Origin of the sequence: Compostimonas suwonensis, assembly GCF_002797855.1 — a bacterium.
In the GTDB taxonomy this organism is placed as follows: domain Bacteria; phylum Actinomycetota; class Actinomycetes; order Actinomycetales; family Microbacteriaceae; genus Compostimonas; species Compostimonas suwonensis.
This window is the reverse complement of record NZ_PGFB01000004.1, coordinates 300,740-324,315: the sequence shown is the minus strand read 5'-3', so window position 1 is coordinate 324,315 and position 23,576 is coordinate 300,740. Positions and strand designations below refer to the sequence as shown.

Sequence of the window (23,576 nt, the reverse complement as noted above, 5' to 3'; positions counted from 1 at the left end):
TTCACTGGCTTCAGGGGCCAATCCGGGTCCGCTCGCCACACAGTGAGACTCCCACTCGACCCCATCCCGTGAGGTTTTCTCCCGTGGCCCACACGCCCACAGCCGCGAGCCCGCTCGCACCCGACTGGCTCAGCCTGCCGGAAGACCCCAACGCGCTCGCGCCCTCCGTCTGGCCGCGCAACGCCGGCCGTGCAGACGACGGGCAGCTGCTGATCGCCGGAGTCGCGGCATCCGAGCTGGCCGAGCGTTTCGGAACACCCGTCTACGTCGTCGACGAAGACGACGTGCGCTCCCGCGCGCTCGAGACCCGGGAGGCCTTCGACAGGAGCTTCGCGGCGATCGGCACGACCGCCACGGTCTACTACGCGGGCAAGGCCTTCCTCTCCACCGAGATCGCGCGCTGGGTGACCGCAGCCGGCCTCAACATCGACGTCTGCAGCGGCGGCGAGCTCGCCGTGGCCCTCGCGGCGGGCGTCGACCCCGGCCGGCTGGGCATGCACGGCAACAACAAGTCGCTCGCCGAGATCGACCGCTGTGTGAGCGTGGGCGTCGGCGCGATCGTTCTCGACAGCATCGCCGAGATCGAGCGGGTCGCGGATGCCGCGAGCCGGCACGGTCGTGTGCAGCCCGTGCGCCTGCGGGTCAACAGCGGCGTGCACGCCCACACCCACGACTTCCTGGCGACGGCTCACGAAGACCAGAAGTTCGGCCTTTCCCTCGAGACGGTCGACGAAGCCGTGGCCCTCATCCGCGGCCACGAGAGCCTGCGCTTCCTGGGGCTGCACTGCCACATCGGCTCGCAGATCTTCGGGAGCGACGGCTTCGCGGAGTCGGCGGCGCGCATCCTCGGTGCGCACGCCCGCCTGCTCGCCGGCGGCGAGATCCCCGAGCTCAACCTGGGCGGCGGTTTCGGCATCGCCTACACCGAGGCCGACGACCCCACACCCGTGGCGGAGCTCGCCGAGCGCATCGCCGCGATCGTCGCATCGGAGTGCGCCCGCCTGGCGATCCCGGTTCCCGTCGTCGCCTTCGAGCCGGGCCGGATGATCGTGGGGCCGTCGACGGTGACGCTCTACACGATCGGCACGATCAAAGACGTCGTCGTGACCGTGCCGGGGTCGGGGGAGCCGGGCCCGGAGCAGGAGCCCGCGCAGACCGCCGTGCGCCGCTACGTGAGCGTCGACGGCGGCATGAGCGACAACGCCCGCCCGGCGCTCTACGGCGCCGACTACTCGGTGCGCCTCGCCAACCGGGTGTCGCAGGCCGGCCCGGCGCTCGTGCGGCTCGCCGGCAAGCACTGCGAGAGCGGCGACATCCTGGTCTACGCCGACTACCTGCCGTCGGATGTCGCGGCCGGCGATCTCGCGGCCGTGCCCGCCACGGGCGCCTACTGCTGGTCGCTCGCGAGCAACTACAACTACCTGGGCCGCCCGCCCGTCGTCGCCGTGCGCGGCGGCGAGGCGCGAGTCATCGTACGCGGGGAGACGGAAGCCGATCTGCTCTCCCGCGACGCCGGAATCGGAGGAGAGTCATGATCGAGTACCGCACACTGAGGGTCGCGCTTCTGGGCGCGGGCTCGGTCGGCTCCCAGGTCGCCAAGCAGCTGCTCGAACACGGCGACGAGCTCGCGAGCCGGGCGGGCACCCGCATCGAGCTCGTCGGCATCGCTGTGCGCGACGTCGACGCGAGACGCGACGTCGACCTTCCCCGACACCTCTTCACAACCGACGCGCAGACGCTCATCCTCGGCGCCGACGTCGTCATCGAGCTCATCGGCGGCATCGAGCCCGCCCGCAGCTACCTGCTGCAGGCGATCAACTCGGGCGCCGACGTCGTGACCGCCAACAAGGCGCTGCTCGCCACCCACGGCCCCGAGCTCTTCGCCGCCGCCGAGCAGGTGGGCGCGCAGCTCTACTACGAGGCGGCCGTCGGGGGCGCGATCCCCATCATCCGCCCGTTGCGCGACAGCCTCGCGGGCGACCGGGTGAACCGCATCCTCGGCATCGTCAACGGCACGACCAACTACATCCTCGACCGGATGGACACGGAGGGCGACGACCTCGAGTCCGCGCTCGCCGCCGCGACCGCGCTGGGCTACGCCGAGGCCGACCCGACGGCCGACATCGGCGGCTACGACGCCGCGCAGAAGGCCGCCATCCTTGCGAGCCTCGCCTTCCACACGAGCGTTCCGCACGACGCGGTCTACCGCGAGGGCATCGAGGGCATCACGAAGGAGCAGATCGACTCGGCCCGCAAGGCCGGCTACGTCGTCAAGCTGCTCGCGATCTGCGAGCGCATCCTCGACCCCGCGACGGGCAGAGACGGGGTCTCGGCCCGCGTCTATCCCGCGCTCGTCTCGCGCAAGCATCCTCTCGCCGCCGTGCACGGGGCCAACAACGCCGTCTTCGTGCAGGCCGAGAACGCGGGCGACCTGATGTTCTACGGCGCGGGCGCCGGCGGCCCGCAGACGGCCTCGGCCGTGCTCGGCGACCTCGTCTCGGCCGCGCGCCGGCACGTCGTCGGCGGCCCCGGCGTCGCCGAGTCGACCCACGCCGACATCCCCGTGCTCGACATCGGCTCGGTGCTCACCCGCTACCAGGTGAGCCTCGAGGTGGCCGACGAGCCCGGAGTGCTCGCGCGGATCGCCGGGGTCTTCAGCGATCACGGCGTCTCGGTCGAGGTCGTCGAGCAGTCCACGCCCCGTTCGCTGGGCGGGGAGGCCACCCCGGTTCGAGAGTCCCCGGCTCGTGGCGCTACCCTGGTGATCGGAACGCACGAGGCACCCGAGGCCGCCCTCGCTGCCACGGTCGCCGCCCTTGCGGCCAACGAAGTGGTGACCTCCGTCGCATCCGTTCTGAGAGTTGAAGGAGCCTGATGGCCAAGCAATGGCAAGGTGTGCTGCGTGAGTATGCTGACCGTCTGAACATTTCGGATGCCACCCCGATCGTGACCCTGGGGGAGGGCGGCACCCCGCTCATCCCCGCGCCGGCCCTCTCGGCCCGCACGGGGGCCCGCGTCTTCGTGAAGTTCGAGGGCATGAACCCCACGGGCTCGTTCAAAGACCGCGGTATGACGATGGCGATCTCGAAGGCGCTCGAGCACGGCGCCAAGGCCGTCATCTGCGCATCCACCGGCAACACCTCCGCGAGTGCCGCGGCCTACGCGACGCACGCGGGCATCACAGCCGCCGTGCTCGTGCCCGAGGGCAAGATCGCGATGGGCAAGCTCAGCCAGGCCATCGCGCACAACGCGCAGCTGCTGCAGGTGCGCGGCAACTTCGACGACTGCCTCGACATCGCCCGCGACCTCGCGGCGAACTACCCCGTGCACCTCGTCAACTCCGTGAACCCCGATCGCATCGAAGGCCAGAAGACGGCCGCGTTCGAGGTCGTCGAGGTGCTCGGCGACGCCCCCGACATCCACATCGTGCCCGTCGGCAACGCCGGCAACTACACGGCCTACTCGCGCGGCTACCGCGAGGAGGCCGACCGCGGCGCGACCAACCGGCTCCCGCGTATGTTCGGCTTCCAGGCAGCGGGCAGCGCGCCCATCGTGCTCGGTCACATCGTGAAAGACCCCGACACGATCGCGAGCGCCATCCGCATCGGCAACCCCGCGTCGTGGGAGCTCGCCCTCGCCGCCCGCGAGGAGACCGACGGCTACTTCGGCGCGATCGACGACGCCAAGATCCTCGAGGCGCACCGCATCCTCTCGGCCGAGGTCGGCGTCTTCGTCGAGCCGGCCTCCGCGATCAGCGTCGCCGGCCTGCTCGAGCGCGCGGAGGCCGGCCAGATCCCGGCCGGCGCGACCGTTGTGCTCACCGTGACCGGCCACGGGCTCAAAGACCCCTCGTGGGCTCTGCGCACCGCCGACGGCAGCGACGTGCAGCCGACGATCGTCGCTGCGGACACCACCGAGGTCGCGTCCGTGCTGGGACTCACGGGCGCATGAGCGCGGTAGCGGCGCTGCGCCCGGGGCGCAGCGTCACCGTCAAGGTTCCCGCGACGACGGCGAACCTGGGCCCGGGATTCGACACCCTCGGCCTGGCCCTCGCCCTCTACGACGAGCTCACCGTGACCGTTCGCGAGCAGCCGGGCGCCACGGTCGACGTCATCGGGGTGGGCGCCGGCGAGGTTCCCACCGACGAGAGCAACCTCGTCGTCACGGCCATCGCCCACACCTTCGCCCACTACGGCCTCGAGCTGCCGGGCCTCGACCTCGTGGCGCGCAACTCGATCCCGCACGGCCGGGGCATGGGCTCGTCGGGTGCGGCCATCGTCTCCGGCATCGTCGCGGCCAAGGGGCTGCTCGAGGGCATCGTCGACATCGACTCGACGGCTCTCCTGGCGCTCGCCACCGAGATGGAGGGGCACCCCGACAACGTCGCGCCCGCGCTCTTCGGCGGGCTCACGATCGCCTGGGTCACCCCGGAGGGCCCGCAGCACAAGAGGCTCATGGTGCACCGCGGCGTCTCGCCGCTCGTCTTCGTGCCCGAGCACGTGATGTCGACGGCGCTCGCCCGCAGCCTGCAGCCGCAGTCGGTGCCCCACGAGGACGCCGTCTTCAACGTCTCCCGGTCGGCGCTGCTCATCGCGGCGCTCATCCAGAGCCCCGAGCTGCTGCTCGCGGCCACGGAGGACAAGCTGCACCAGAACTACCGCGCCTCGGCCATGCCGGAGACGAACCGCCTCATCGCGCTGCTGCGCGAGAACGGCTTCCCGGCCGTGGTCTCGGGTGCAGGCCCCTCGATCCTCGTGCTAGCGAGCGACCCGGGTCAGCGCATCCCGGCCGCCGAGCTCGTCGCCTCCGCCTCGGACACCCGGTGGCAGGCGCTGATGCTCGCGGTCGACTTCAAGGGCGCGACGGTAAGCGTCGCGGACGCCCTGGTCGGCTGAGCGAGCTGGCCGGCCGAGCTTGTGAACACTCCGGCCGCACGCTGTCCTGTGAACCTCCGCAACAGTGCTAAGCTTTTGTCGCACCCGGAAGAAACCGCGTAACGAGCGAATCTGGTCTCCGGGTCACTTTCCAGATATTCACCGTAATCGCACTTGCTTGTGTGGCTGTACTGTCGTACATCCACCTGCGTCGCGTGGATCAGAACTCGCGAGGCGTGTAGCCGTCGCGATCGGCTCTCCTGGCATTGCACCAGAGTTGCATGCCAGGCGGAAGGAATCCTCTTTCAGTGACTGATGTCAACATTCGCGCCACAGGCGCGGAATTCCGCGCAGAACTCACGTCCATGCGGGTCTCGGAGCTCCAAGCTCTCGCGGCCTCCCTGGGCGTCGTCGGCGCGTCAAAACTTCGTAAAGGAGAACTCGTGGATGCCATCTCCGAGACTCGTGACAGCGGAGCCGCAACAGACGAGGCGACAGGCGACGCGCCTGCTGCGATCGCACCCGATGAGGCGACGACGCCCGTCGAGGTAGCGGTCGATGCAGCCTCCACCGAGGCGCCCGTCGTCGACGCTCCGGCTGCCGAGGCGTCCGCGCCGGACGCGCCGGACGTCGAGGCCCCCGCACAGGGTGCGCCCAAGCGTCGCGCCTCCCGCCGGGCCAGCACGGGCGGCGCCGTCTCGGCGTCCTCCCACATCAACGTGACCGGCGGAACCGGTGTCGACAGCCTCGTGCCCGAGCAGGCCCTCGTGCCCGCTTCGAGCCAGGATGCCGCGACTCCCGCCCTGGCCGAGCCCGCCGCTGCACAGACCGAGGTCGCACCGGCCGAGGCGGCCTCGACCGACGCCGCACCGGCCGACGAGGCACCGGCCACCGAGGCCGCGCCCCGCCGCAACGCCCGTGGTCAGGGTCGTGGCCGTGGCAACCGTGCAGCGCAGGCTGCCGATGCCGAGTCCGCCCAGGCCGAGCTCGAGCTTCCCGCCGAGGCTCCGGCCGACGCGGGGGAGGCGCCCGAGAACGCAGAGCCCGCAGAGCCCACGGAGTCCGATGACGCGCAGGACGCGGCATCCGAGCCCCGTCAGGGTCGTGGCCGCAACCGCAACCGCAACGAGCGCAACGGCGACCGTCAGGGCGAGCGTCAGCAGCAGGGCGACCGTCAGCAGGGTCAGCAGAACGACCGCCAGCCGGCCGAGCGTCAGCAGAACGAGCGTCAGCAGGGCGAGCGTCAGCAGCAGAACGACCGCAACGCGGATCGTCAGCAGCAGGGCGACCGTCAGCAGAACGACCGTCAGCAGCAGAACGACCGCCAGGGCGGACGTCAGCAGAACGAGCGCCAGCAGCAGAACGAGCGCAACTCCGAGCGTCAGCAGCAGGCCGAGTCCCGCGACAACGCCCGCGACAACCGCCTCGATCAGGACGACGAGCGCGGTGGCCGCGGCCGCAACCGGTTCCGCGACCGCAAGCGTCGTGGCCAGGGCGGAACCGAGGAGTTCGAGCCCGAGATCACCGAAGACGACGTGCTCATCCCCGTCGCCGGCATCCTCGACGTGCTCGACAACTACGCCTTCGTGCGCACGAGCGGCTACCTGCCCGGCTCGAACGACGTCTACGTCTCGCTCGGCCAGGTCAAGAAGTACAACCTGCGCAAGGGTGACGCCGTCGTCGGCTCCATCCGCCAGCCGCGTGAGGGCGACAGCAACGGCCGCCAGAAGTACAACGCGATCGTCAAGATCGACTCGATCAACGGCCTTCCTCTCGAAGAGGCCGCCAACCGTGTCGAGTTCGGCGCGCTCACCCCGCTCTACCCGCAGGAGCGCCTGCGCCTCGAGACGGAGCCCGGCAAGCTGACGCAGCGCATCATCGACCTCGTCGCGCCGATCGGCAAGGGCCAGCGCGGCCTCATCGTCGCGCCCCCCAAGGCCGGCAAGACGATCGTGATGCAGCAGATCGCCAACGCGATCGCGATCAACAACCCCGAGGTCCACCTCATGGTCGTGCTCGTCGACGAGCGACCCGAAGAGGTCACCGACATGCAGCGCACAGTCAAGGGCGAGGTCATCGCCTCGACCTTCGACCGCCCCGCCGAAGACCACACGACGGTCGCCGAGCTCGCCATCGAGCGTGCCAAGCGCCTCGTCGAGCTCGGCCACGACGTCGTCGTGCTGCTCGACTCGATCACCCGTCTGGGGCGCGCTTACAACCTGGCCGCGCCGGCATCCGGTCGTATCCTCTCCGGTGGTGTCGACGCCTCGGCGCTCTACCCGCCCAAGCGCTTCTTCGGAGCCGCCCGCAACATCGAGCACGGGGGATCGCTCACGATCCTCGCCTCGGCTCTCGTCGAGACCGGCTCCAAGATGGACGAGGTCATCTTCGAGGAGTTCAAGGGCACCGGCAACATGGAGCTGCGCCTCTCGCGTCAGCTCGCCGACAAGCGCATCTTCCCCGCGGTCGACGTGAACGCCTCCGGCACCCGCCGTGAGGAGATGCTCATGGGCGCCGACGAGGTCAAGATCACCTGGAAGCTGCGTCGTGCCCTCGCGGGCCTCGAGCAGCAGCAGGCGCTCGAGATCGTGCTCGGCCGTCTCAAGGAGACCTCGAGCAACGTCGAGTTCCTCATGCAGGTGCAGAAGTCCATGCCGACTCCCGGCGCCAACGGTCACGACAAAGACCACTAGCGCGAGGGCTTCCGCACCGGTTCGAGAGTGGCCGGTACCGCGGGAGCCCTCGAACATCCCTCCACTCTCGACACGGTGACGGGACGAGACGGGAGCTGGACGCATGTTCGAATCGGTGAAGGTGCTGCTCGACGAGCACGAAGACCTGCAGGAGCAGCTCGCTGACCCTGCCGTGCACGCGGATGCCGCGCGCGCCAAGAAGATCAACCGCCGGTACGCGGAGCTCAGCCAGATCAAGTCGGCCTACGAGCGCTGGACCCAGCTCGGCGACGATCTGGAGGCCGCCCGCGAGCTGGCGAAAGACGACGAGGCCTTCGCCGAGGAGGTCCCGCAGCTCGAGGAGCAGCTGCAGACCGCCCAGGAGAAGCTGCGCCGGCTGCTCATCCCGCGCGACCCCGACGACGGCCGCGACGTCATCATGGAGATCAAGGGCGGCGAGGGCGGCGCCGAGAGCGCGCTCTTCGCCGCCGACCTCCTGCGTATGTACACGCACTACGCGGAGTCCCGCGGCTGGAAGACCGAGCTGCTCGACTTCACCGACAGCGACCTGGGCGGCTACAAAGACGTGCAGCTCGCCATCAAGGGCAACTCTCCCGACCCCTCGCAGGGAGTCTGGGCGCACCTCAAGTACGAGGGCGGCGTGCACCGCGTGCAGCGGGTGCCCGTGACCGAGTCGCAGGGCCGCATCCACACCTCGACGACGGGTGTGCTCGTCTTCCCCGAGGTCGACGAGCCCGAAGAGGTCGAGATCAACCAGAACGACCTCAAGATCGACGTCTACCGCTCGAGCGGCCCCGGCGGCCAGTCCGTCAACACCACCGACTCGGCCGTGCGCATCACGCACCTCCCGACCGGCATCGTCGTCTCGATGCAGAACGAGAAGAGCCAGCTGCAGAATCGCGAGGCCGGCATGCGCGTGCTGCGCGCCCGCATCCTCGCGCGTCAGCAGGAGGAGCAGGCCGCAGTCGCGAGCGACGCGCGCAAGAGCCAGATCCGCACCATGGACCGCTCGGAGCGCATCCGCACCTACAACTTCCCCGAGAACCGCGTGGCCGACCACCGCACGGGCTACAAGTCGTACAACCTCGACCAGGTCATGAACGGCGCACTCGGCCCGCTCATCGAGTCGGCCATCCAGGCCGACGAGGAGGCCCGGCTCGCCCACATCGGCGACCAGTAGCCCGCCCGCATCTGCTCTTCCCTTCCCTCTTCCCCCTCAAACCTCACTCAAAACGACGGAGATTTCGCCCGATTCTGCCGTTCTGCGCCCTTTTGCGCCACATTTCGGCGGAATCTCCGTCGTTTTGAGGTGAGGTGAGGTGAGGCGGGGTGAGGCGGGGTGAGGTGAGGTGAGGTGAGGGCGCGGGTCAGATGTAGATCGCGGGGTCGAGCCAGGCGTCGTCACGGTCCTGTGAGGCGTTCGCGTCGGCGGCGGGTGCGGCATCCGCTCGTGCCCGTCTGTCGCGTGCGGGGATGCCCACGAGCACCGAGCCGGCGGGTGCGTCGTGCACGACGACGGCGTTCGCGCCGATCGTCGATCCCGCCCCGATCGTGATGTCGCCGAGCACCTGGGCGCCCGCGCCGACGACGACGCCGTCGCCGAGGGTCGGATGCCGCTTGCCCCGCCCTCTGCTCTTGCCGCCCAGTGTCACACCGTGGTAGATCAGCACATCATCGCCGACCACGGCCGTCTCGCCGATCACGACGCCCATGCCGTGGTCGATGAAGAAGCGCCGACCGATGCGCGCGCCGGGGTGGATCTCCACACCCGTGAGGAAGCGCGCGAACTGCGAGAGCAGCCGCGCCGGGAGCTTGAGGCCGGGAGCCCGCCACCAGCGCCGTGCGACGCGATACGCCCAGATCGCGTGCAGGCCGGAGTAGCCGAGCACGACCTCGGCGGGGGTGCGCGCCGCGGGATCGTGACGGCGCACGTTGGCGACGTCTTCCCGCACGCGGGAGAGCACGCTCATGCCGGGGAGCCCGCTGGTCAGTCGATCAGGTCTTCGTAGAGCACGGTCGAGATGTAACGCTCGCCGAAGTCGGGGATGACCACGACGATCGTCTTGCCGGCGTTCTCCGGTCGCTTGGCGACCTCGAGGGCTGCCCACATCGCGGCACCCGAGGAGATGCCGCCGAGGATGCCCTCGTCGGTCGCGAGCCTGCGCGAGGTGCTCACGGAGTCCTGCAGGCTCACGTCGATGACCTCGTCGTAGACCGTGCGGTCGAGGATATCGGGCACGAAGTTCGCGCCGAGGCCCTGGATCTTGTGCGGACCGGGGGCTCCGCCGCTCAGGATGGGGGAGTCGATGGGCTCGACGGCGATGACCTGCACGCCGGGCTTGCGCTCCTTGAGCAGACCTCCCGCTCCGGTGATGGTGCCGCCCGTGCCGATGCCGGCCACGAAGATGTCGACGGCGCCGTCGGTGTCGGCCCAGATCTCCTCGCCCGTTGTCGCGCGGTGGATCGCGGGGTTGGCCGGGTTCTCGAACTGCCTGGCCCAGATCGCGTTCTCGGTGCTCGCGACGATCTCCTTGGCCTTCTCGACCGCGCCGCGCATGCCGTCGGCACCGGGCGTGAGCACGATCTCGGCGCCGTAGGCGCGCAGCAGCACGCGGCGCTCCTTGCTCATGGTCTCCGGCATGGTCAGGATCACCTTGTAGCCGCGGGCCGCGCCGACGAGCGCGAGGGCGATGCCCGTGTTGCCGCTCGTGCCCTCGACGATCGTGCCACCGGGCTTGAGCTCGCCCGAGGCCTCCGCGGCGTCGACGATCGCGACCCCGATGCGGTCCTTCACGCTCGACGCCGGGTTGTAGAACTCGAGCTTCGCGAGCACGGTCGCATCGAGCCCGGCCGTGAGGCGGTTGATGCGCACGAGGGGGGTTCTGCCGACGAGCTCGGTGACGTCGGAATAGATCTGACCGGACACTGTGACCTTCTTCGAGTCGAAAACAACCGCGGGGATACCGGTCCAGCCTATTACCGCTAGGCTCGTCGGGCGGCTCACGTTACGACCCCCTTCCGTGACGGTTCCCCGCGCGAATCCTTCTTATGACCTCAGCGCCCCCCGCCTCAGAGCCCCCCGCCGCAGTGCCCACGGTCGCCGCCCTGCGCGACGACGCCGTCGCGCTGCTCGGCCGCGCCGGGATCGCCGATCCCTCCGTCGACGCCGAGCTGCTCATCGGGCACGTGCTCGACAGGCGCAGGGGGGAGGTGCAGGCGCTCGCGATCACGGCCGCGCCCGTCTCCGAGACGGATGCCGCGACCATCCGCTCTCTCGTCGAACGCCGCGCGACCCGCGAGCCGCTGCAGCACATCACGGGTCTCGCACCGTTCCGTTCCCTCGAGCTCGCCGTCGGCCCCGGGGTCTTCGTGCCCCGCCCCGAGACGGAGGGCGTCGCGCAGATCGCGATCGACGCCCTGTACGCGACCTCCTCGCCCGAGCCGATCGGCGTCGACCTGGGCACGGGCAGCGGCGCGATCGCCCTCGCGATGGCCACCGAGGTGCCGCACGCGCGCGTCGTCGCCGTCGAGAACTCCCCGGAGGCGTTCATCTGGGCCCGCCGGAACGCCGACGCGATCGCGGCCCCCAACCTCCGGATGGTCTTCGACGACCTGGAGAACGCGCTGCACGACCTCGACGGCACCGTCTCGGTCGTCGTCTCGAACCCTCCGTACATCCCGCAGGACGCCGTGCCGCGCGACCCGGAGGTTCGGCTCTTCGACCCCGCGCACGCGCTCTACGGGGGCGAGGACGGCTTCGACGTCATCCGCGGGGTCTCGCGCACCGCCCGGCGGCTGCTGGTCGCGGGGGGCGCCCTCGTGATCGAGCACGGCGAGGCGCAGGGTGCCGGCATCCGTGCGCTTCTCGAGGCCGACGGCTGGTCGGCGACGGCGACTCACCGCGATCTCACTCTGCGCGACCGCACGACGACCGCGCTGCGCTGAGAGCGCTGCGCCGGCAGGGCTGCTGCGCCGGCAGGCGCTGCGCCGACCGCGCGGACTGCGTCGATCGCCGAAGCTCAGGCCGGCGGCTCTTCCCCGCGCAGCTGCGCCTTGAGCGCCTGACGGGCGAGTGCCTCGCGCTGGCGCTGCTCCTTGGCGGCCGCGGTGGCGGCGCGCCGGGCATCCGCCTCGATGCGGCGCTGCTCCTTCGCGAGGATCCGCTTGCGCAGCTCCTCTTCGCGCTGGGCGGCTTCGGCACGCCGTTTGCGCTCCTCCGTCGCCCGGCGCTCGGCCTCTGCCGCGAGCCGGGCGCGGAACTTCTCGTCGTCGAGGGCCTGCTCGCTCACGGAGGGGATCCGTGCGCCAGCGGGCGGCGCGGCGGGGGAGTCGGGGCGGGGATCGGCAGGGGAGCCCGCCGGCTGGATGCGGTGGACCTCGACCTCCTCGTGGTGGTCGATGCTGAACTGCACGCCGTCGAGCACCCGGTCGAGGCCGTAGGCGAAAGGATCCTGCTCGAGCCGAGGGTCGAAGAGCCCCGCCTGTACCATGGGCCCGAGTGTCGGGAAGCGATCCTCCGTGACCAGGGTGCGCAGCACGCGGTCGTAGGTCACGTCGGCTTCCTGGATCTGCGTCTGGGCATCGAACGAGTCGAGTCCCATGTCGCGGATGAGCGCGCCCTGCCATCGGGTGTAGCCGCTCACCAGGAGCACGGTCATGAGCTTCTCCTGGTCGCTCAGCGGGGTTCCCGCGAGCTCCTGCAGCCCCCAGTCGAGCCAGCTCAGGTTGTTGGGGGTCATCGGCGCCGCGCGCACGGGGATGTCGAGCAGCCACGGATGCCGGCCGTACACGCCGAGGATGGCGGCGGCCCATTCCTGCAGACCCTCGCGCCAGCCCGTGCCGCCCGACGCCGAGGCCGGGCGCGCGACGGGGTCGGTGCGGCGGGGAGCGGGCCCGAGGCCGACGTCCTCCATAAGCGTCAGGAGGTCGTCTTTGGCGCTCACGTAGCGGTAGAGCGACATCGTCGTGAAGCCGAGGTCTTGCGCGACCCTGCTCATCGAGACGGCGCCCAGTCCGTCGTCGTCGGCGATCGAGATGGCCGCGTCGACGATGCGCTCGATCGTGAGCTCGCGCTTGGGGCCCTTCTGCGGGAAGGCCGCGACCCCCCAGCTCACGGCGACCGCGTGCGGGATGAGGCCCTCCTCGACGGGGTCGACGGGCTCGGCCGGGTCCGCCGTGACTGCGGAGCCGGCGGAATCAGTGGGAACGGCGGAATCGGCGGAATCGGTCACGACGCTCGCCTCCTCGATCTCGGTCCCCGGCCGTTCGCCCGGGGTCTCGTTCATTCGGTGTCCATCCTAGAAGCAGCGGATGTCGCGGGCGGCGGGCCCGCGACATCCGCCGGTCGTGGCGCAGTGCGGTCGCGTTCCCCTGATCAGCGGGCGGTGCGGCGGCGGAAGGTCACCGAGGCGCACACGTAGCCGACGACGAGCAGGCCGAGCAGCCAGGCGATCGCCTGCCAGCCGTAGCCGCCCATCGGGCTTCCCGTCAGGAGGCTGCGCAGCGTCTCGATGATGGGCGTGTAGGGCTGGTACTCGGCGAAGCCGCGCAGCCACTCGGGCATCGTGTCGACTTCGACGAAGCCCGTGCTGAGGTAGGGCAGGAAGAGGAAGACGAAGTTGATGCTGCCGGCGGCGTCGACGCTCAGCACGAGGCCGGCCGCGCAGGCGACCCAGGTCATCGCGACGATCACGAGGCTCAGGAAGAGGATCGCGAGCACCCAGGAGCCGAGGTCGGCGCTCGGGCGGAAGCCGAGGGCGAGGGCCACCCCGATCACGAGCGCGCTCGCGACGAGGTTGCGCATGACGCTCGCGAGCACGTGCCCGACGAGCACCGAGGCCCCGTAGATCGGCAGGGTCTTGAACCTGTCGATCGTGCCCGTCGTCATGTCCTGCGCGACGGCGATGGCGGTGGACGCCGAGCCGAATCCCGCGCAGAGGATGAGCGTTCCGGGCACGACGTAGTCGATGTACCCGCCGTCCTGCTGGATGGCGCCGCCGAAGACGACGACGAAGACGAGCATGATCGAGACGGGGATCGCGAGGGCCGTCACGAGGGCGTCGACACTGCGGATGGTGCGGCGGAACTCGCGGCCGGACATCGCCGACACGTCGCCGATGGCGCTCAGCCGGCGCGGCGTCCGCGCACGCGGACGGGGCGCGAGACTGCCGGTGCCGGCTCCTGCGCCTCCCGCGGTGATGGTGGCGCTCATGCCGCGACCTCCTCGTTCTCGCGCGGGGCGCCCGGGGCGGAGGCCCCGCCGCCTGCGGTCGGCTGGCCCGTGAGGGCGAGGAACACGTCGTCGAGCGACGGCTTGACGATCTCGATGGCGCTCACCGCGAGCTCGTGGCGGGCTGTCGTCGCGAGCAGCTCGCGCATGGTCTGCACGTTGTCGTCGGCGGGCACGAGCACGCTCAGCTCGTCGACGTCGAACACGGCGCCGTGGCCGAAGTCTGCCCGGCGTGCGAGCTGGAACTGGCCCGCGTTCTCGAGGGTCAGGCGGATGTGCTCGCCGCTCACCCGCTGTTTGAGCTGCTCGGGGGTGCCCTCGGCGATGATCCTGCCGTCGTCGAGCACAGCGACGCGGTCGGCCAGCTGGTCGGCCTCCTCGAGGTACTGGGTCGTCAGGATGATCGTCGTGCCGGTCGTGGCGAGGTCGCGCACGACCGCCCACATGTCGGCGCGGCTGCGGGGGTCGAGCCCGGTCGTGGGCTCGTCGAGGAAGACGACGGGCGGCTCGGCGAGCAGGCTGATGGCGAGGTCGAGACGGCGGCGCATGCCTCCCGAGTAGGTTCCGGCGCGCCGTCCGGCCGCGTCGACGAGGTCGAAGCGCTCGATGAGCTCGGCGATCCGGCGCTTGGCGTCGGCCCGATCGAGGTGCGCGAGCTTCGCCATCATCCTGAGGTTCTCCTCGCCGGTCTGGAAGTCGTCGACCGAGGCGTACTGGCCCGTGAGGCTGATGACCTCGCGGGCGCGCCGCGGGTTCGCGATCAGGTCGACCCCGGCGATGCGCGCGCTGCCGGCGTCGGGGCGGATGAGGGTCGTCAGGATGTTGACGGTCGTCGTCTTTCCGGCGCCGTTGGGCCCCAGGAGTGCGAAGATCTCGCCGCGGTCGACGGTCATGTCGATGCCGGCGAGCACGTGGTGCGAGCCGTAGGACTTGCGGAGGCCGCGTGCGATGAGCACGGGGGCCCCGCTGAGCCCGGTCTGTGCGGTCATGGGGTGGCCGATCCTTTCGTGAGTGCGGTGGTGGGCGGTGGTGAGCGATGGAGCGGGATGGTGATCTCGAACTGCTTATGCCATACGCTGTTTATGTTGTACGCAGTGTACGTTACACACAGTGTGCGGTATACGCAATAATTTTTCTCGCCGGGGAAGCGCACGGGGATGCCGCGGAGGACGCCGCAGGGAATGTCGCGGCTCCGGGCGACGTTTCCCACCGTCTACGCTCGGACACGACGGACGGCACCGGCGCGATACACGGGCTGGAGACGGTCGGGCACAACACAGACGGCACAACGGGCACAGGGGAGCGGACGTGATCGGCGAAGGCGCGGTTCAAGAGGCGGTTCACGAGGTGGTCCAGAAGGCCGCTCGGGGCTCGGAGGGCACCGCGGCACGCGTTGTGCTCGTGCGGCACGGCGAGACCGAGTGGAGCCGGGACGGCCGGCACACGGGTCTCAGCGACATCCACCTGACCGAGCTCGGCGAACGGCAGGCCCGCGGCGCCGGCACGATGGTCGCGGGTCGCAGCTTCGGCCTGGTGCTCTCGAGTCCCCTCGAGCGGGCCAGGATGACGGCGCGGCTCGCCGGTTTCGGTGACGGCGAGGCGGGGGCGGGGGCAGAGACCGACGCCGATCTCGTGGAGTGGGACTACGGCCCCTACGAGGGCCTCACGAGCGCGCAGATCGCCGAGGAGTACGGATCGGACTGGACGATCTGGCGGGCCGGCACCGACGGGAGCCCGCGGCCCGGCGAGACCGCCGAGGCCGTGGGGGAGCGGGCCGACGCCGTGCTCGCCCGAATCTCACCCGTGCTCGAGCGCGGCGACGATGTGCTGCTCGTCGCCCACGGGCACGTGCTGCGCATCCTCGCGGCCCGGTGGCTCGGCCTGCCCGCCGTGGGCGGCGCGCTGCTCGCGCTCGGCACCGGCTCCGTGAGCGAGCTCGGCTACGAGCACGACACGAGGGTCATCACGCACTGGAACCTCGCACCCTGACCGAGTGCTCGGCGAGCGGGCAAGATACTCAACTATCATGGGTGCCGACATGGCGCGCATCTACGATTGTTCGGTCGACACCGAACTCCTCACCGGAATGAGACTGGCGAGGTCTGCCGTCGGCCGCGGCGAACTCGTCGTCATCCCGACCGACACGGTCTACGGCGTCGCCGCCGACGCCTTCACCCCCGCCGCGGTGCGCAAGCTCCTCGCCGCCAAGGGCCGGGGCCCGGGCTCGCCCCCGCCCGTGCTGATCCCTGGGCTGCCGACCCTCGACGCGCTCGCCGAGAACGTGCACGGCGCGGTGCGCGATCTCGTCGAGGCCTTCTGGCCCGGCGGGCTGACGATCGTCGTGCGGGCCCAGCACTCCCTCGCCTGGGATCTGGGCGAGACCCACGGCACGGTCGCCCTGCGCATGCCGAGCAACCGCATCGCGCTCGAGCTGCTCGCCGAGACCGGGCCGCTCGCGGTCTCATCGGCGAACCTCACCGGTCGCCCGGCGCCGAGCTCCGCCGCGCAGGCCGAGGCGATGCTCGGGGAGTCGGTCGCCGTCTACCTCGACGGCGGAGACGCGGGAACCGACTACACGCTCGATGGTCTCGTCGAGACCTCGTCGACGATCGTCGACGCGACGCCGCTCGACACGGGCGGGGCCGTGCGCATCCTGCGCCACGGGGTCGTTCCGGCCGCGAGGCTGCGCGAGGTCATCGGCGACGCGCTCGAAGCGGATGCCGCGGCATCCGTCACCCGCGACGCCGCCGCCCCTGATGCCGCTGCCGATGCCGCCGACGACAGGGCGGCTCCCGGCTCGTGAGACTCTTCCTGCTCGTCGCCGCCATCGCCGCCGTCGTCACCTTCGTGCTCGCCATCGTCGTCTACAAGCTGAGCCTCAAATACAAGCTCTACCCGCAGATCCGCGAACGCGACGTGCACACCCGGCCCACCCCGCGGCTCGGCGGCGTCGCGATGTTCGTGGGGGTGCTCGTGGCCTTCGCCGTCGCCTCGCAGATCCCCTTCTTCCGGCTGGTCTTCGCCAACCCCCTGCCGATCTACGCGATCCTCGGGGCGGCGCTGCTCATCGTGCTCATCGGCGTCGCCGACGACATCTGGGATCTCGACTGGATGACGAAGCTCGCCGGGCAGTTCATCGCCGCCGGCCTCGTCGCCTGGCAGGGCGTGCAGATCCTCTCGCTCCCGATCGGCGGCCGCACGGTGGGCTCGGGCGTCATGTCGGTCGTCATCACGATCCTCGCGATCGTGCTCACGATGAACGCCATCAACTTCATCGACGGCCTCGACGGCCTCGTCGCGGGTGTCGCGCTCATCGCGAACGGCGCGTTCTTCCTCTACAGCTACCTGCTCGTGCAGGACACCTCGCCGTCGAACTACTTCAACCTCGCCTCGCTCATCGCCGCCGTGCTCGTGGGCGTCTGCGCCGGGTTCCTGCCGCTCAACTGGCATCCGGCCAAGCTCTTCATGGGGGATGCCGGGGCTCTCCTCGTGGGCCTGCTCATGGCCACCTCGGCGATCGCCGTGACCGGGCAGGTCGACCCCGCGCAGCTCGACCGGGCCGAGCTGCTGCCCGCGTTCATCCCGATCCTGCTGCCCTTCGCCGTGCTGCTCATCCCGCTGCTCGACTTCGGGCTCGCCGTCATCCGCCGAGTGCGCGCGGGCAAGTCGCCGTTCAGCGCCGACCGCCAGCACCTGCACCACCGTCTGCTCGACATGGGCCACTCGCACCTGCACGCGGTGCTCATCTTCTACGCCTGGACGGCCGTCGCCTCGCTCGGCTTCCTGCTCTTCTACATCGTGCAGCCCGCCTGGATCGCCGCGGCCGTGCTCGCGCTCGGCTTCATCATCTGCACGGTGCTGACCCTCGCCCCCCTGAGCCGTCGCAAATCGCGCGAGGCCCAGGCGCAGTCGTCGAGCGTCGACGCCCCGGAGGCGCAGGAGCGCGCCACCCTCGACCCGCTCGACGCGGCATCCGACATCGTGCTGCCCGACGAGGCTCCCGAGCCCCTCCCCGAGCCCGCCCGCCCCAGAGAGAAGTGACGACAATGTCCGCCATCCCCATCCTCAAACGCGCCCTGCTCTACGGCGCGATCCTCACGGCCGCCCTGGCCATCGTGGGCTCCATCGTCGGCTTCCTCGTCGCCGGGGTGCCCGGGCTCGTCTCGGCTCTCATCGGGGCGCTCATGACGGTGGTCTTCTTCGGCCTCACGGCCGCGACGATCCTGCTCGCCACCCGGGTGTCGAAGGGGCAGATCATCAGCACGGGCTTCTTCGCTATCGTGCTCGGCGGCTGGCTCGTCAAACTGCTGATCTTCCTCGGCATCGTCGTGATACTGGGCCGCACCTCGTTCATCGACCCCATGGTCTTCTTCGTCTCGATCGTCGTCGCGGTCATCGGCAGTCTCGTCGTCGACGTGCTCGCCTTCGTCCGTGCGCGTGTACCGTATGTGAGCGATGTTTCGCTCCCGGGCGATGCAAACGACCCCCGTATATAAGGATTCGATTCGAGCCCGAACTCTTGATAGAGTTCTGGGTATTCCCCTTCCCTCGCCGCGTGATAACACGCCCCGAATCTGGAGACAGCGCTGCTAGCAAACGCTCTCATTCACGTGCTGCCCTTTGCCACCGACGGCGAAAGCGACAATGGGGAATTCCATGGGCCGTCGCTCACTGATTTCTTCCCTCCCGCGATCTTCTTCGAGGGCACGCCGTTCGAGATCAACCGCATCATCCTGATCCGGTTCCTCGTCGTTCTCGCACTCCTCGTCATCTTCTGGCTGGGCATGCGCCGTATGAAGCTCGTTCCCGGCCGCGGCCAGAGCCTCATCGAGATGGGCCTCGACTTCGTCCGCAACAGCATCGCGTACAACACGCTCGGTGCCAAAGACGGCAAGCGGTTCCTGCCCATCATCATGACGATCTTCTTCCTGACCGTCACGATGAACCTCACGGGCATCATCCCGGGCCTCAACATCGCCGGCAGCTCGGTCATCGGCTTCCCGATCGTTCTCGCGCTCGTCGCCTACGTCGCCTTCATCTACGCGGGCATCAAGAAGCACCCCGGTGCCTTCTTCAAGAACTCGCTCTTCCCCTCGGGCGTGCCGTGGCCGCTCTACATCGTCGTGACGCCGATCGAGCTCGTGTCGACGTTCATCCTGCGGCCCGTCACCCTCGCACTGCGACTCCTGATGAACATGGTCGCCGGCCACATGCTGCTCGTGCTGTGCTTCTCGGCCACGCAGTTCTTCCTCTTCACCGCTGGCGGCTGGTTCAGCCTGTTCAGCGTCGGAACGTTCGCCTTCGGCTTCGCCTTCACCCTCTTCGAGATGCTGGTCGCCGTCCTGCAGGCGTACGTCTTCGCACTGCTCACCGCTGTCTACATCCAGCTAGCGCTGGCCGACGAGCACTAAACGACCGCGCAACCGCTGCGGTTATCAACCACGGAAGGAAACACAAGTGGACACAGTATCGATCCTCGCCGAGATCAACGGCAACCTCGCGCCCGTCGCCTATGGTCTCGCGACCATCGGCCCGGCCATCGGCGTGGGCATCGTTGTCGGCAAGACCATCGAGTCGGTCGCCCGCCAGCCTGAGCTCCAGGGCCGTCTGACGGGTCTGATGTTCCTCGGCATCGCGTTCACGGAGGCCCTCGCCTTCATCGCGATCGCCGTCGCCTTCATCCCCTTCCCGTAGGTCGCTCTAGTTAGGTAACGAGGTAGACATGCTTCAGGCAATTGTGGCCGCGGCCGGCGAGGAAGAGCAGATCAACCCGCTCATCCCCGCGCCGTACGACATCCTCTGGTCATTGGTCTGCTTCGCGATCATCCTGTTCTTCTTCATCCGCTACGTGCTTCCGCGGATGAACAAAATGCTCGACGAGCGTTCCGCGGCGATCGAAGGCAACATCGCCAAGGCCGACGAAGCGCAGCGCGAGGCGGAGGCTGCTCTCGAGCAGTACACCGCTCAGCTCGCCGAAGCGCGTGTCGAGGCCGGCCGCATTCGCGAGCAGGCTCGTGAAGACGGCAAGAAGATCATCGCGGAGCTCAAAGACCAGGCGTCCGTCGAGGCCAACCGCATCACGACGACCGCGCACGCGCAGATCGAGGCCGAGCGTCAGTCGGCCGTCGTCTCGCTGCGCTCCGAGGTGGGCACACTGGCCCTCGACCTCTCCTCGCGCGTGATCGGCGAAAGCCTCAACGACGACACGAAGGCAGCGGCCATCGTCGACCGTTTCTTGGCAGAACTCGAGTCATCCGAGCAGCTGGGCGCCTCAGGGAAAGCGGCGAAGTAATGGGATCAGCGACCCGGGAAGCTCTCGTCGAGTCACGCGCGGCATTGGCTGCCGCTGACGGCGTCGACCTGGCTACCGCGCAAGATCTCCTCGCGGCGGGGCGGACCCTCGGGCGTTCGACCCATCTGCTGGCGCTCGTCGCAGACCCGTCGATGGAGGCGGGGGAGAAGAAGTCGCTCGTCGAGCGGGTCTTCGGATCCCTCATCGGATCGACGGCCCTCTCGCTCCTGATCTCGATCGCCGAGAGCCGCTGGTCGTCGTCGGAGCAGCTCCTCGCGGGAATCGAGGAGCTCGGCCTTCGCGCCGCAGCGATCTCGGCTCCGGCGGATGCTGACATCGAGGGCGAGCTCTTCGCATTCGGAACGGCCGTGCGTTCGAATGCCGAGCTCGAGCTCGCTCTCAGCAGCAAGCTCGGCGATGACGCCTCCAAGGCGGCGCTCGTCGAGAAGCTCCTCGGAGCCACCGCGAGCACGCAGACGATCGCCATCGCGAGCCAGCTCGTCCAGCAGCCGCGAGGCCGCAGGATCGGCGAGCTCCTCGCCTCAGCCGCGGCGATCATCGCAGACGAGTCCGGGCTCGCCGTCGCGACCGTCACGGCCGCGACACCGCTGGGCGAGGCCCAGATCAAGCGCCTGAGCGATCGCCTGGGCGAGGCCTACGGGCGTTCGGTCAAGGTCAACGAGGTCATCGACCCGACGCTCATCGGCGGTCTCCGCGTGCAGATCGGCGACGACGTCATCGACGGCAGCATCGCCACCAGGCTCAACGAACTCAGGCTCAAGCTCGTCGGCTGACCGGTCGAGCACCACAATCTCCTCGGCCGGTACGGCCGGCACAGACAGACAGTTCTTTCAGCAGAAAGAGAAGGACAAGGCAATGGCAGAACTCAGGATCAGCCCCGACGAGATCCGTGATGCTCTCAAGGACTTCGTCGACTCGTACGAGCCCAAGGGCGCGTCGACCGAAGAGGTCGGCTACGTGCTCGACGCGAGCGACGGCATCGCGCACGTCGAAGGCCTCCCGGGCGTCATGGCCAACGAGCTCATCACCTTCGAAGACGGCACGCTCGGCCTCGCGCTCAACCTCGACGAGAGCGAGATCGGCGTCGTCGTGCTCGGCGAGTTCACCGGCATCCAGGCCGGTCACGAGGTGCGCCGCACGGGCGAGGTGCTCTCCACCCCTGTGGGCGACGCGTTCCTCGGCCGTGTCGTCGACCCGCTCGGCAACCCGATCGACGGCCTGGGCGAGATCGTCGCCGAGAGCCGCCGCGCTCTCGAGCTCCAGGCCCCCGGCGTTATGCAGCGCAAGTCGGTGCACGAGCCGCTGCAGACCGGCATCAAGGCGATCGACGCCATGATCCCCGTCGGCCGCGGCCAGCGTCAGCTCATCATCGGCGACCGCCAGACCGGCAAGACCGCGATCGCGATCGACACGATCATCAACCAGAAGGCCAACTGGGAGTCCGGCGACGTCACCAAGCAGGTCCGCTGCATCTACGTCGCGATCGGCCAGAAGGGCTCGACCATCGCGGCTGTGAAGGGCGCGCTCGAAGACGCCGGAGCGATGGAGTACACGACGATCGTCGCGGCCCCGGCATCCGACCCCGCCGGCTTCAAGTACCTCGCCCCCTACACGGGCTCGGCCATCGGCCAGCACTGGATGTACGGCGGCAAGCACGTCCTGATCATCTTCGACGACCTGTCGAAGCAGGCCGAGGCCTACCGCGCCGTGTCGCTGCTCCTGCGTCGTCCGCCGGGACGCGAGGCGTACCCCGGTGACGTCTTCTACCTGCACTCCCGTCTGCTCGAGCGCTGCGCCAAGCTCTCCGACGAGCTCGGCGCCGGCTCCATGACCGGCCTGCCGATCATCGAGACCAAGGCCAACGACGTCTCGGCCTACATCCCGACCAACGTGATCTCGATCACCGACGGCCAGATCTTCCTGCAGTCCGACCTCTTCAACGCCAACCAGCGCCCCGCGGTCGACGTCGGAATCTCGGTCTCGCGAGTCGGCGGCGACGCCCAGGTCAAGTCGATCAAGAAGGTGTCGGGAACGCTCAAGCTCGAGCTCGCCCAGTACCGCTCGCTCGAGGCCTTCGCGATGTTCGCCTCCGACCTGGATGCCGCGAGCCGCCGTCAGCTCGCCCGCGGCGCCCGCCTCACCGAGCTCCTGCGCCAGCCGCAGTACTCGCCGTACCCCGTCGAAGACCAGGTCGTCTCGATCTGGGCCGGCACCAACGGCAAGCTCGACGAGGTCCCCGTCGAAGACATCCTGCGCTTCGAGCGTGAGCTGCTCGACTACCTCGGCCGCAACACCGACGTGCTCACGAAGCTCCGCGAGACCAACGTGCTGAGCGACGACATCGTCGAGACGCTCGACAAGACCGTGGACGAGTTCAAGCTCGAGTTCCAGACGGGCTCGGGCAACCCGCTCGCCTCCGCCGGTCGCGAAGAGTTCGAGGCGACCGCCGAAGAAGACGTCAACCAGGAGAAGATCGTCAAGCAGAAGCGCTGATCGGGTTCGCCCGCACTTAGCCGACGAGACGTCTGAGCCATCGGACACCACAGACACACAGGAGAATCATGGGAGCGCAACTTCGGGTCTACCGGCAGAAGATCAAGTCTGCCCAGACGACCAAGAAGATCACCCGGGCCATGGAGCTCATCTCCGCTTCGCGCATCCAGAAGGCGCAACAGCGGGTAGCGGCGTCCGTGCCGTATTCGCGTGCCGTCACACGTGCCGTCTCGGCTGTGGCGACGTTCTCGAATGTCGACCACATCCTCACCACCGAGCCGGAGAAGATCGAGCGCGCAGCGGTCGTCGTCTTCTCCTCCGACCGCGGTCTCGCGGGCGCCTTCAACTCGCAGGTGCTCCGTGAGGCGGCCGAGCTCACGACGCTGCTGCGCAGCCAGGGCAAAGACGTCGTGCACTACGTCGTCGGTCGCAAGGCCGTCGCGTACTTCGCGTTCCGCAAGCTCGCGACGCGCTCCGAGTGGATCGGCGGCACCGACGACCCGAAGTTCGAGACGGCTCAGGAGATCGCCAACACGCTCCTCGCCGACTTCGTGAAGGATGCCTCCGAGGGCGGCGTCGACGAGATCCACATCGTCTACAACCGCTTCGTGAGCATGATCACGCAGGTTCCCGAGGTCGTGCGTCTTCTGCCGCTCGAGGTCGTGGAGGGTGTCGACGAGCCCGAGCAGGGCGCCGTCTTCCCGCTCTACTCCTTCGAGCCCGACACGGAGGACGTGCTCGACGCGCTCCTGCCGGTCTACATCGAGAGTCGCCTGTTCAACGCCATGCTGCAGTCCGCCGCCGCCAAGCACGCCGCGACGCAGAAGGCCATGAAGTCGGCGAGCGACAACGCCGACAAGCTCATCACGAACTACACGCGCTTGGCGAACAACGCACGTCAGTCCGAAATCACCCAGCAGATCGCCGAGATCGTTGGCGGGGCGGACGCCCTCGCCACGTCGAAGTGATCCGCC

Annotated in this window: 22 protein-coding genes; 17 read left to right on the top strand and 5 right to left on the bottom strand. The window is 69.2% G+C overall.

Translation table 11 applies throughout. The annotated features are described in order from the left end of the window. The first annotated feature begins 83 nt into the window (after positions 1 to 83). The 6 genes from lysA (at position 84) to prfA (ending at position 8,747) form a co-directional block, all read left to right on the top strand. The gene (lysA, locus tag CLV54_RS12600; RefSeq protein WP_100345323.1) at positions 84 to 1,535 is read left to right on the top strand and encodes a diaminopimelate decarboxylase; all 1,452 of its coding nucleotides are present in this window, start codon (positions 84 to 86) and stop codon (positions 1,533 to 1,535) included. After that, on the top strand, positions 1,532 to 2,875 hold the full coding sequence (locus CLV54_RS12595) for a homoserine dehydrogenase (RefSeq protein ID WP_100345322.1): 1,344 nt from the start codon (positions 1,532 to 1,534) through the stop codon (positions 2,873 to 2,875). Before lysA ends, CLV54_RS12595 begins: the two co-directional genes overlap by 4 nt. Further along, entirely contained in the window at positions 2,875 to 3,951 is a 1,077-nt protein-coding gene (gene thrC, locus CLV54_RS12590) for a threonine synthase (RefSeq protein WP_100345321.1), read from the top strand. Before CLV54_RS12595 ends, thrC begins: the two co-directional genes overlap by 1 nt. Further along, positions 3,948 to 4,895: a homoserine kinase gene (gene thrB, locus CLV54_RS12585; protein ID WP_100345320.1), complete on the top strand. Its 948-nt coding sequence runs from the start codon at positions 3,948 to 3,950 to the stop codon at positions 4,893 to 4,895. Before thrC ends, thrB begins: the two co-directional genes overlap by 4 nt. 260 nt (positions 4,896 to 5,155) lie before the next feature. Further along, positions 5,156 to 7,567 (top strand): transcription termination factor Rho, encoded by a 2,412-nt coding sequence (gene rho / locus CLV54_RS12580; RefSeq protein ID WP_100345319.1) that lies wholly within the window; start codon positions 5,156 to 5,158, stop codon positions 7,565 to 7,567. Positions 7,568 to 7,670: 103 nt separating this feature from the next. Beyond that, positions 7,671 to 8,747, top strand: coding sequence for a peptide chain release factor 1 (prfA, locus tag CLV54_RS12575; RefSeq protein ID WP_100345318.1), 1,077 nt, complete (start codon positions 7,671 to 7,673; stop codon positions 8,745 to 8,747). 187 nt (positions 8,748 to 8,934) lie between these two features. Here the strand turns inward: prfA and epsC are convergent, their stop codons facing one another. Together epsC and cysK are read right to left on the bottom strand one after the other, a co-directional pair. Continuing rightward, positions 8,935 to 9,537: a serine O-acetyltransferase EpsC gene (epsC, locus tag CLV54_RS12570; protein WP_100345317.1), complete on the bottom strand. Its 603-nt coding sequence runs from the start codon at positions 9,535 to 9,537 to the stop codon at positions 8,935 to 8,937. 17 nt (positions 9,538 to 9,554) lie between these two features. Beyond that, on the bottom strand, positions 9,555 to 10,493 hold the full coding sequence (cysK, locus tag CLV54_RS12565) for a cysteine synthase A (RefSeq protein WP_100345316.1): 939 nt from the start codon (positions 10,491 to 10,493) through the stop codon (positions 9,555 to 9,557). Between the two features lie 122 nt (positions 10,494 to 10,615). Between cysK and prmC the strand changes: the two genes are divergently transcribed. Beyond that, the gene (gene prmC / locus CLV54_RS12560) at positions 10,616 to 11,512 is read left to right on the top strand and encodes a peptide chain release factor N(5)-glutamine methyltransferase (protein ID WP_100345315.1); all 897 of its coding nucleotides are present in this window, start codon (positions 10,616 to 10,618) and stop codon (positions 11,510 to 11,512) included. A gap of 74 nt (positions 11,513 to 11,586) precedes the next feature. On the opposite strand, the gene CLV54_RS12555 is transcribed toward prmC, so the two are convergent. The 3 genes from CLV54_RS12555 to CLV54_RS12545 form a co-directional block, all read right to left on the bottom strand. Next, positions 11,587 to 12,852 carry a TetR/AcrR family transcriptional regulator gene (locus CLV54_RS12555; protein WP_100345314.1) on the bottom strand — a complete coding sequence of 422 codons (1,266 nt, stop codon included), beginning with the start codon at positions 12,850 to 12,852 and terminating at the stop codon, positions 11,587 to 11,589. An 89-nt stretch (positions 12,853 to 12,941) separates the two neighbouring features. Continuing rightward, positions 12,942 to 13,778, bottom strand: coding sequence for an ABC transporter permease (locus CLV54_RS12550; protein WP_211294542.1), 837 nt, complete (start codon positions 13,776 to 13,778; stop codon positions 12,942 to 12,944). Beyond that, complete coding sequence (locus CLV54_RS12545; RefSeq protein ID WP_100345313.1) at positions 13,775 to 14,785, bottom strand: ATP-binding cassette domain-containing protein; 1,011 nt, start codon at positions 14,783 to 14,785, stop codon at positions 13,775 to 13,777. Before CLV54_RS12545 ends, CLV54_RS12550 begins: the two co-directional genes overlap by 4 nt. Positions 14,786 to 15,143: 358 nt before the next feature. Here CLV54_RS12545 and CLV54_RS12540 point away from each other — a divergent pair, with 358 nt between their 5' ends. The 10 genes from CLV54_RS12540 to CLV54_RS12495 all read left to right on the top strand — a co-directional run bounded on the left by CLV54_RS12540 (position 15,144) and on the right by CLV54_RS12495 (position 23,570). Further along, on the top strand, positions 15,144 to 15,785 hold the full coding sequence (locus tag CLV54_RS12540) for a histidine phosphatase family protein (RefSeq protein ID WP_100345521.1): 642 nt from the start codon (positions 15,144 to 15,146) through the stop codon (positions 15,783 to 15,785). 49 nt (positions 15,786 to 15,834) lie between these two features. Then, positions 15,835 to 16,599, top strand: coding sequence for an L-threonylcarbamoyladenylate synthase (locus CLV54_RS12535; RefSeq protein WP_100345520.1), 765 nt, complete (start codon positions 15,835 to 15,837; stop codon positions 16,597 to 16,599). Beyond that, complete coding sequence (locus tag CLV54_RS12530; RefSeq protein ID WP_100345312.1) at positions 16,596 to 17,837, top strand: MraY family glycosyltransferase; 1,242 nt, start codon at positions 16,596 to 16,598, stop codon at positions 17,835 to 17,837. The genes CLV54_RS12535 and CLV54_RS12530 overlap by 4 nt, the downstream gene beginning before the upstream one ends. A gap of 5 nt (positions 17,838 to 17,842) precedes the next feature. Further along, positions 17,843 to 18,292: a Cg1360 family ATP-synthase-associated protein gene (locus CLV54_RS12525; RefSeq protein ID WP_100345311.1), complete on the top strand. Its 450-nt coding sequence runs from the start codon at positions 17,843 to 17,845 to the stop codon at positions 18,290 to 18,292. A gap of 114 nt (positions 18,293 to 18,406) precedes the next feature. Next, entirely contained in the window at positions 18,407 to 19,207 is an 801-nt protein-coding gene (atpB, locus tag CLV54_RS12520) for a F0F1 ATP synthase subunit A (RefSeq protein WP_100345310.1), read from the top strand. A gap of 46 nt (positions 19,208 to 19,253) precedes the next feature. Then, a complete protein-coding gene (gene atpE / locus CLV54_RS12515; protein WP_100345309.1) occupies positions 19,254 to 19,490 on the top strand; it encodes an ATP synthase F0 subunit C in 237 nt (78 codons plus the stop codon). A gap of 28 nt (positions 19,491 to 19,518) precedes the next feature. Continuing rightward, positions 19,519 to 20,088, top strand: coding sequence for a F0F1 ATP synthase subunit B (locus tag CLV54_RS12510; protein WP_100345308.1), 570 nt, complete (start codon positions 19,519 to 19,521; stop codon positions 20,086 to 20,088). After that, entirely contained in the window at positions 20,088 to 20,882 is a 795-nt protein-coding gene (locus CLV54_RS12505) for a F0F1 ATP synthase subunit delta (RefSeq protein ID WP_100345307.1), read from the top strand. Before CLV54_RS12510 ends, CLV54_RS12505 begins: the two co-directional genes overlap by 1 nt. An 82-nt stretch (positions 20,883 to 20,964) precedes the next feature. Continuing rightward, positions 20,965 to 22,602 carry a F0F1 ATP synthase subunit alpha gene (gene atpA, locus CLV54_RS12500; protein WP_100345306.1) on the top strand — a complete coding sequence of 546 codons (1,638 nt, stop codon included), beginning with the start codon at positions 20,965 to 20,967 and terminating at the stop codon, positions 22,600 to 22,602. Between the two features lie 68 nt (positions 22,603 to 22,670). Beyond that, on the top strand, positions 22,671 to 23,570 hold the full coding sequence (locus CLV54_RS12495) for a F0F1 ATP synthase subunit gamma (RefSeq protein ID WP_100345305.1): 900 nt from the start codon (positions 22,671 to 22,673) through the stop codon (positions 23,568 to 23,570). Positions 23,571 to 23,576: the final 6 nt, after the last annotated feature.

What these genes read in the sequence shown, in the direction of transcription:
- rho (WP_100345319.1), top strand. Translation starts at nt 5,156, where the DNA reads ATGCCAGGCGGAAGGAATCCTCTTTCAGTGACTGATGTCAACATTCGC.
- CLV54_RS12555 (WP_100345314.1), bottom strand. Translation starts at nt 12,852, where the DNA reads ATGAACGAGACCCCGGGCGAACGGCCGGGGACCGAGATCGAGGAGGCG.
- prfA (WP_100345318.1), top strand. Translation starts at nt 7,671, where the DNA reads ATGTTCGAATCGGTGAAGGTGCTGCTCGACGAGCACGAAGACCTGCAG.
- CLV54_RS12595 (WP_100345322.1), top strand. Translation starts at nt 1,532, where the DNA reads ATGATCGAGTACCGCACACTGAGGGTCGCGCTTCTGGGCGCGGGCTCG.
- CLV54_RS12495 (WP_100345305.1), top strand. Translation starts at nt 22,671, where the DNA reads ATGGGAGCGCAACTTCGGGTCTACCGGCAGAAGATCAAGTCTGCCCAG.
- prmC (WP_100345315.1), top strand. Translation starts at nt 10,616, where the DNA reads ATGACCTCAGCGCCCCCCGCCTCAGAGCCCCCCGCCGCAGTGCCCACG.
- CLV54_RS12535 (WP_100345520.1), top strand. Translation starts at nt 15,835, where the DNA reads ATGGCGCGCATCTACGATTGTTCGGTCGACACCGAACTCCTCACCGGA.
- thrC (WP_100345321.1), top strand. Translation starts at nt 2,875, where the DNA reads ATGGCCAAGCAATGGCAAGGTGTGCTGCGTGAGTATGCTGACCGTCTG.
- thrB (WP_100345320.1), top strand. Translation starts at nt 3,948, where the DNA reads ATGAGCGCGGTAGCGGCGCTGCGCCCGGGGCGCAGCGTCACCGTCAAG.
- CLV54_RS12505 (WP_100345307.1), top strand. Translation starts at nt 20,088, where the DNA reads ATGGGATCAGCGACCCGGGAAGCTCTCGTCGAGTCACGCGCGGCATTG.
- CLV54_RS12525 (WP_100345311.1), top strand. Translation starts at nt 17,843, where the DNA reads ATGTCCGCCATCCCCATCCTCAAACGCGCCCTGCTCTACGGCGCGATC.
- epsC (WP_100345317.1), bottom strand. Translation starts at nt 9,537, where the DNA reads ATGAGCGTGCTCTCCCGCGTGCGGGAAGACGTCGCCAACGTGCGCCGT.
- atpA (WP_100345306.1), top strand. Translation starts at nt 20,965, where the DNA reads ATGGCAGAACTCAGGATCAGCCCCGACGAGATCCGTGATGCTCTCAAG.
- CLV54_RS12510 (WP_100345308.1), top strand. Translation starts at nt 19,519, where the DNA reads ATGCTTCAGGCAATTGTGGCCGCGGCCGGCGAGGAAGAGCAGATCAAC.
- CLV54_RS12545 (WP_100345313.1), bottom strand. Translation starts at nt 14,785, where the DNA reads ATGACCGCACAGACCGGGCTCAGCGGGGCCCCCGTGCTCATCGCACGC.
- CLV54_RS12550 (WP_211294542.1), bottom strand. Translation starts at nt 13,778, where the DNA reads ATGAGCGCCACCATCACCGCGGGAGGCGCAGGAGCCGGCACCGGCAGT.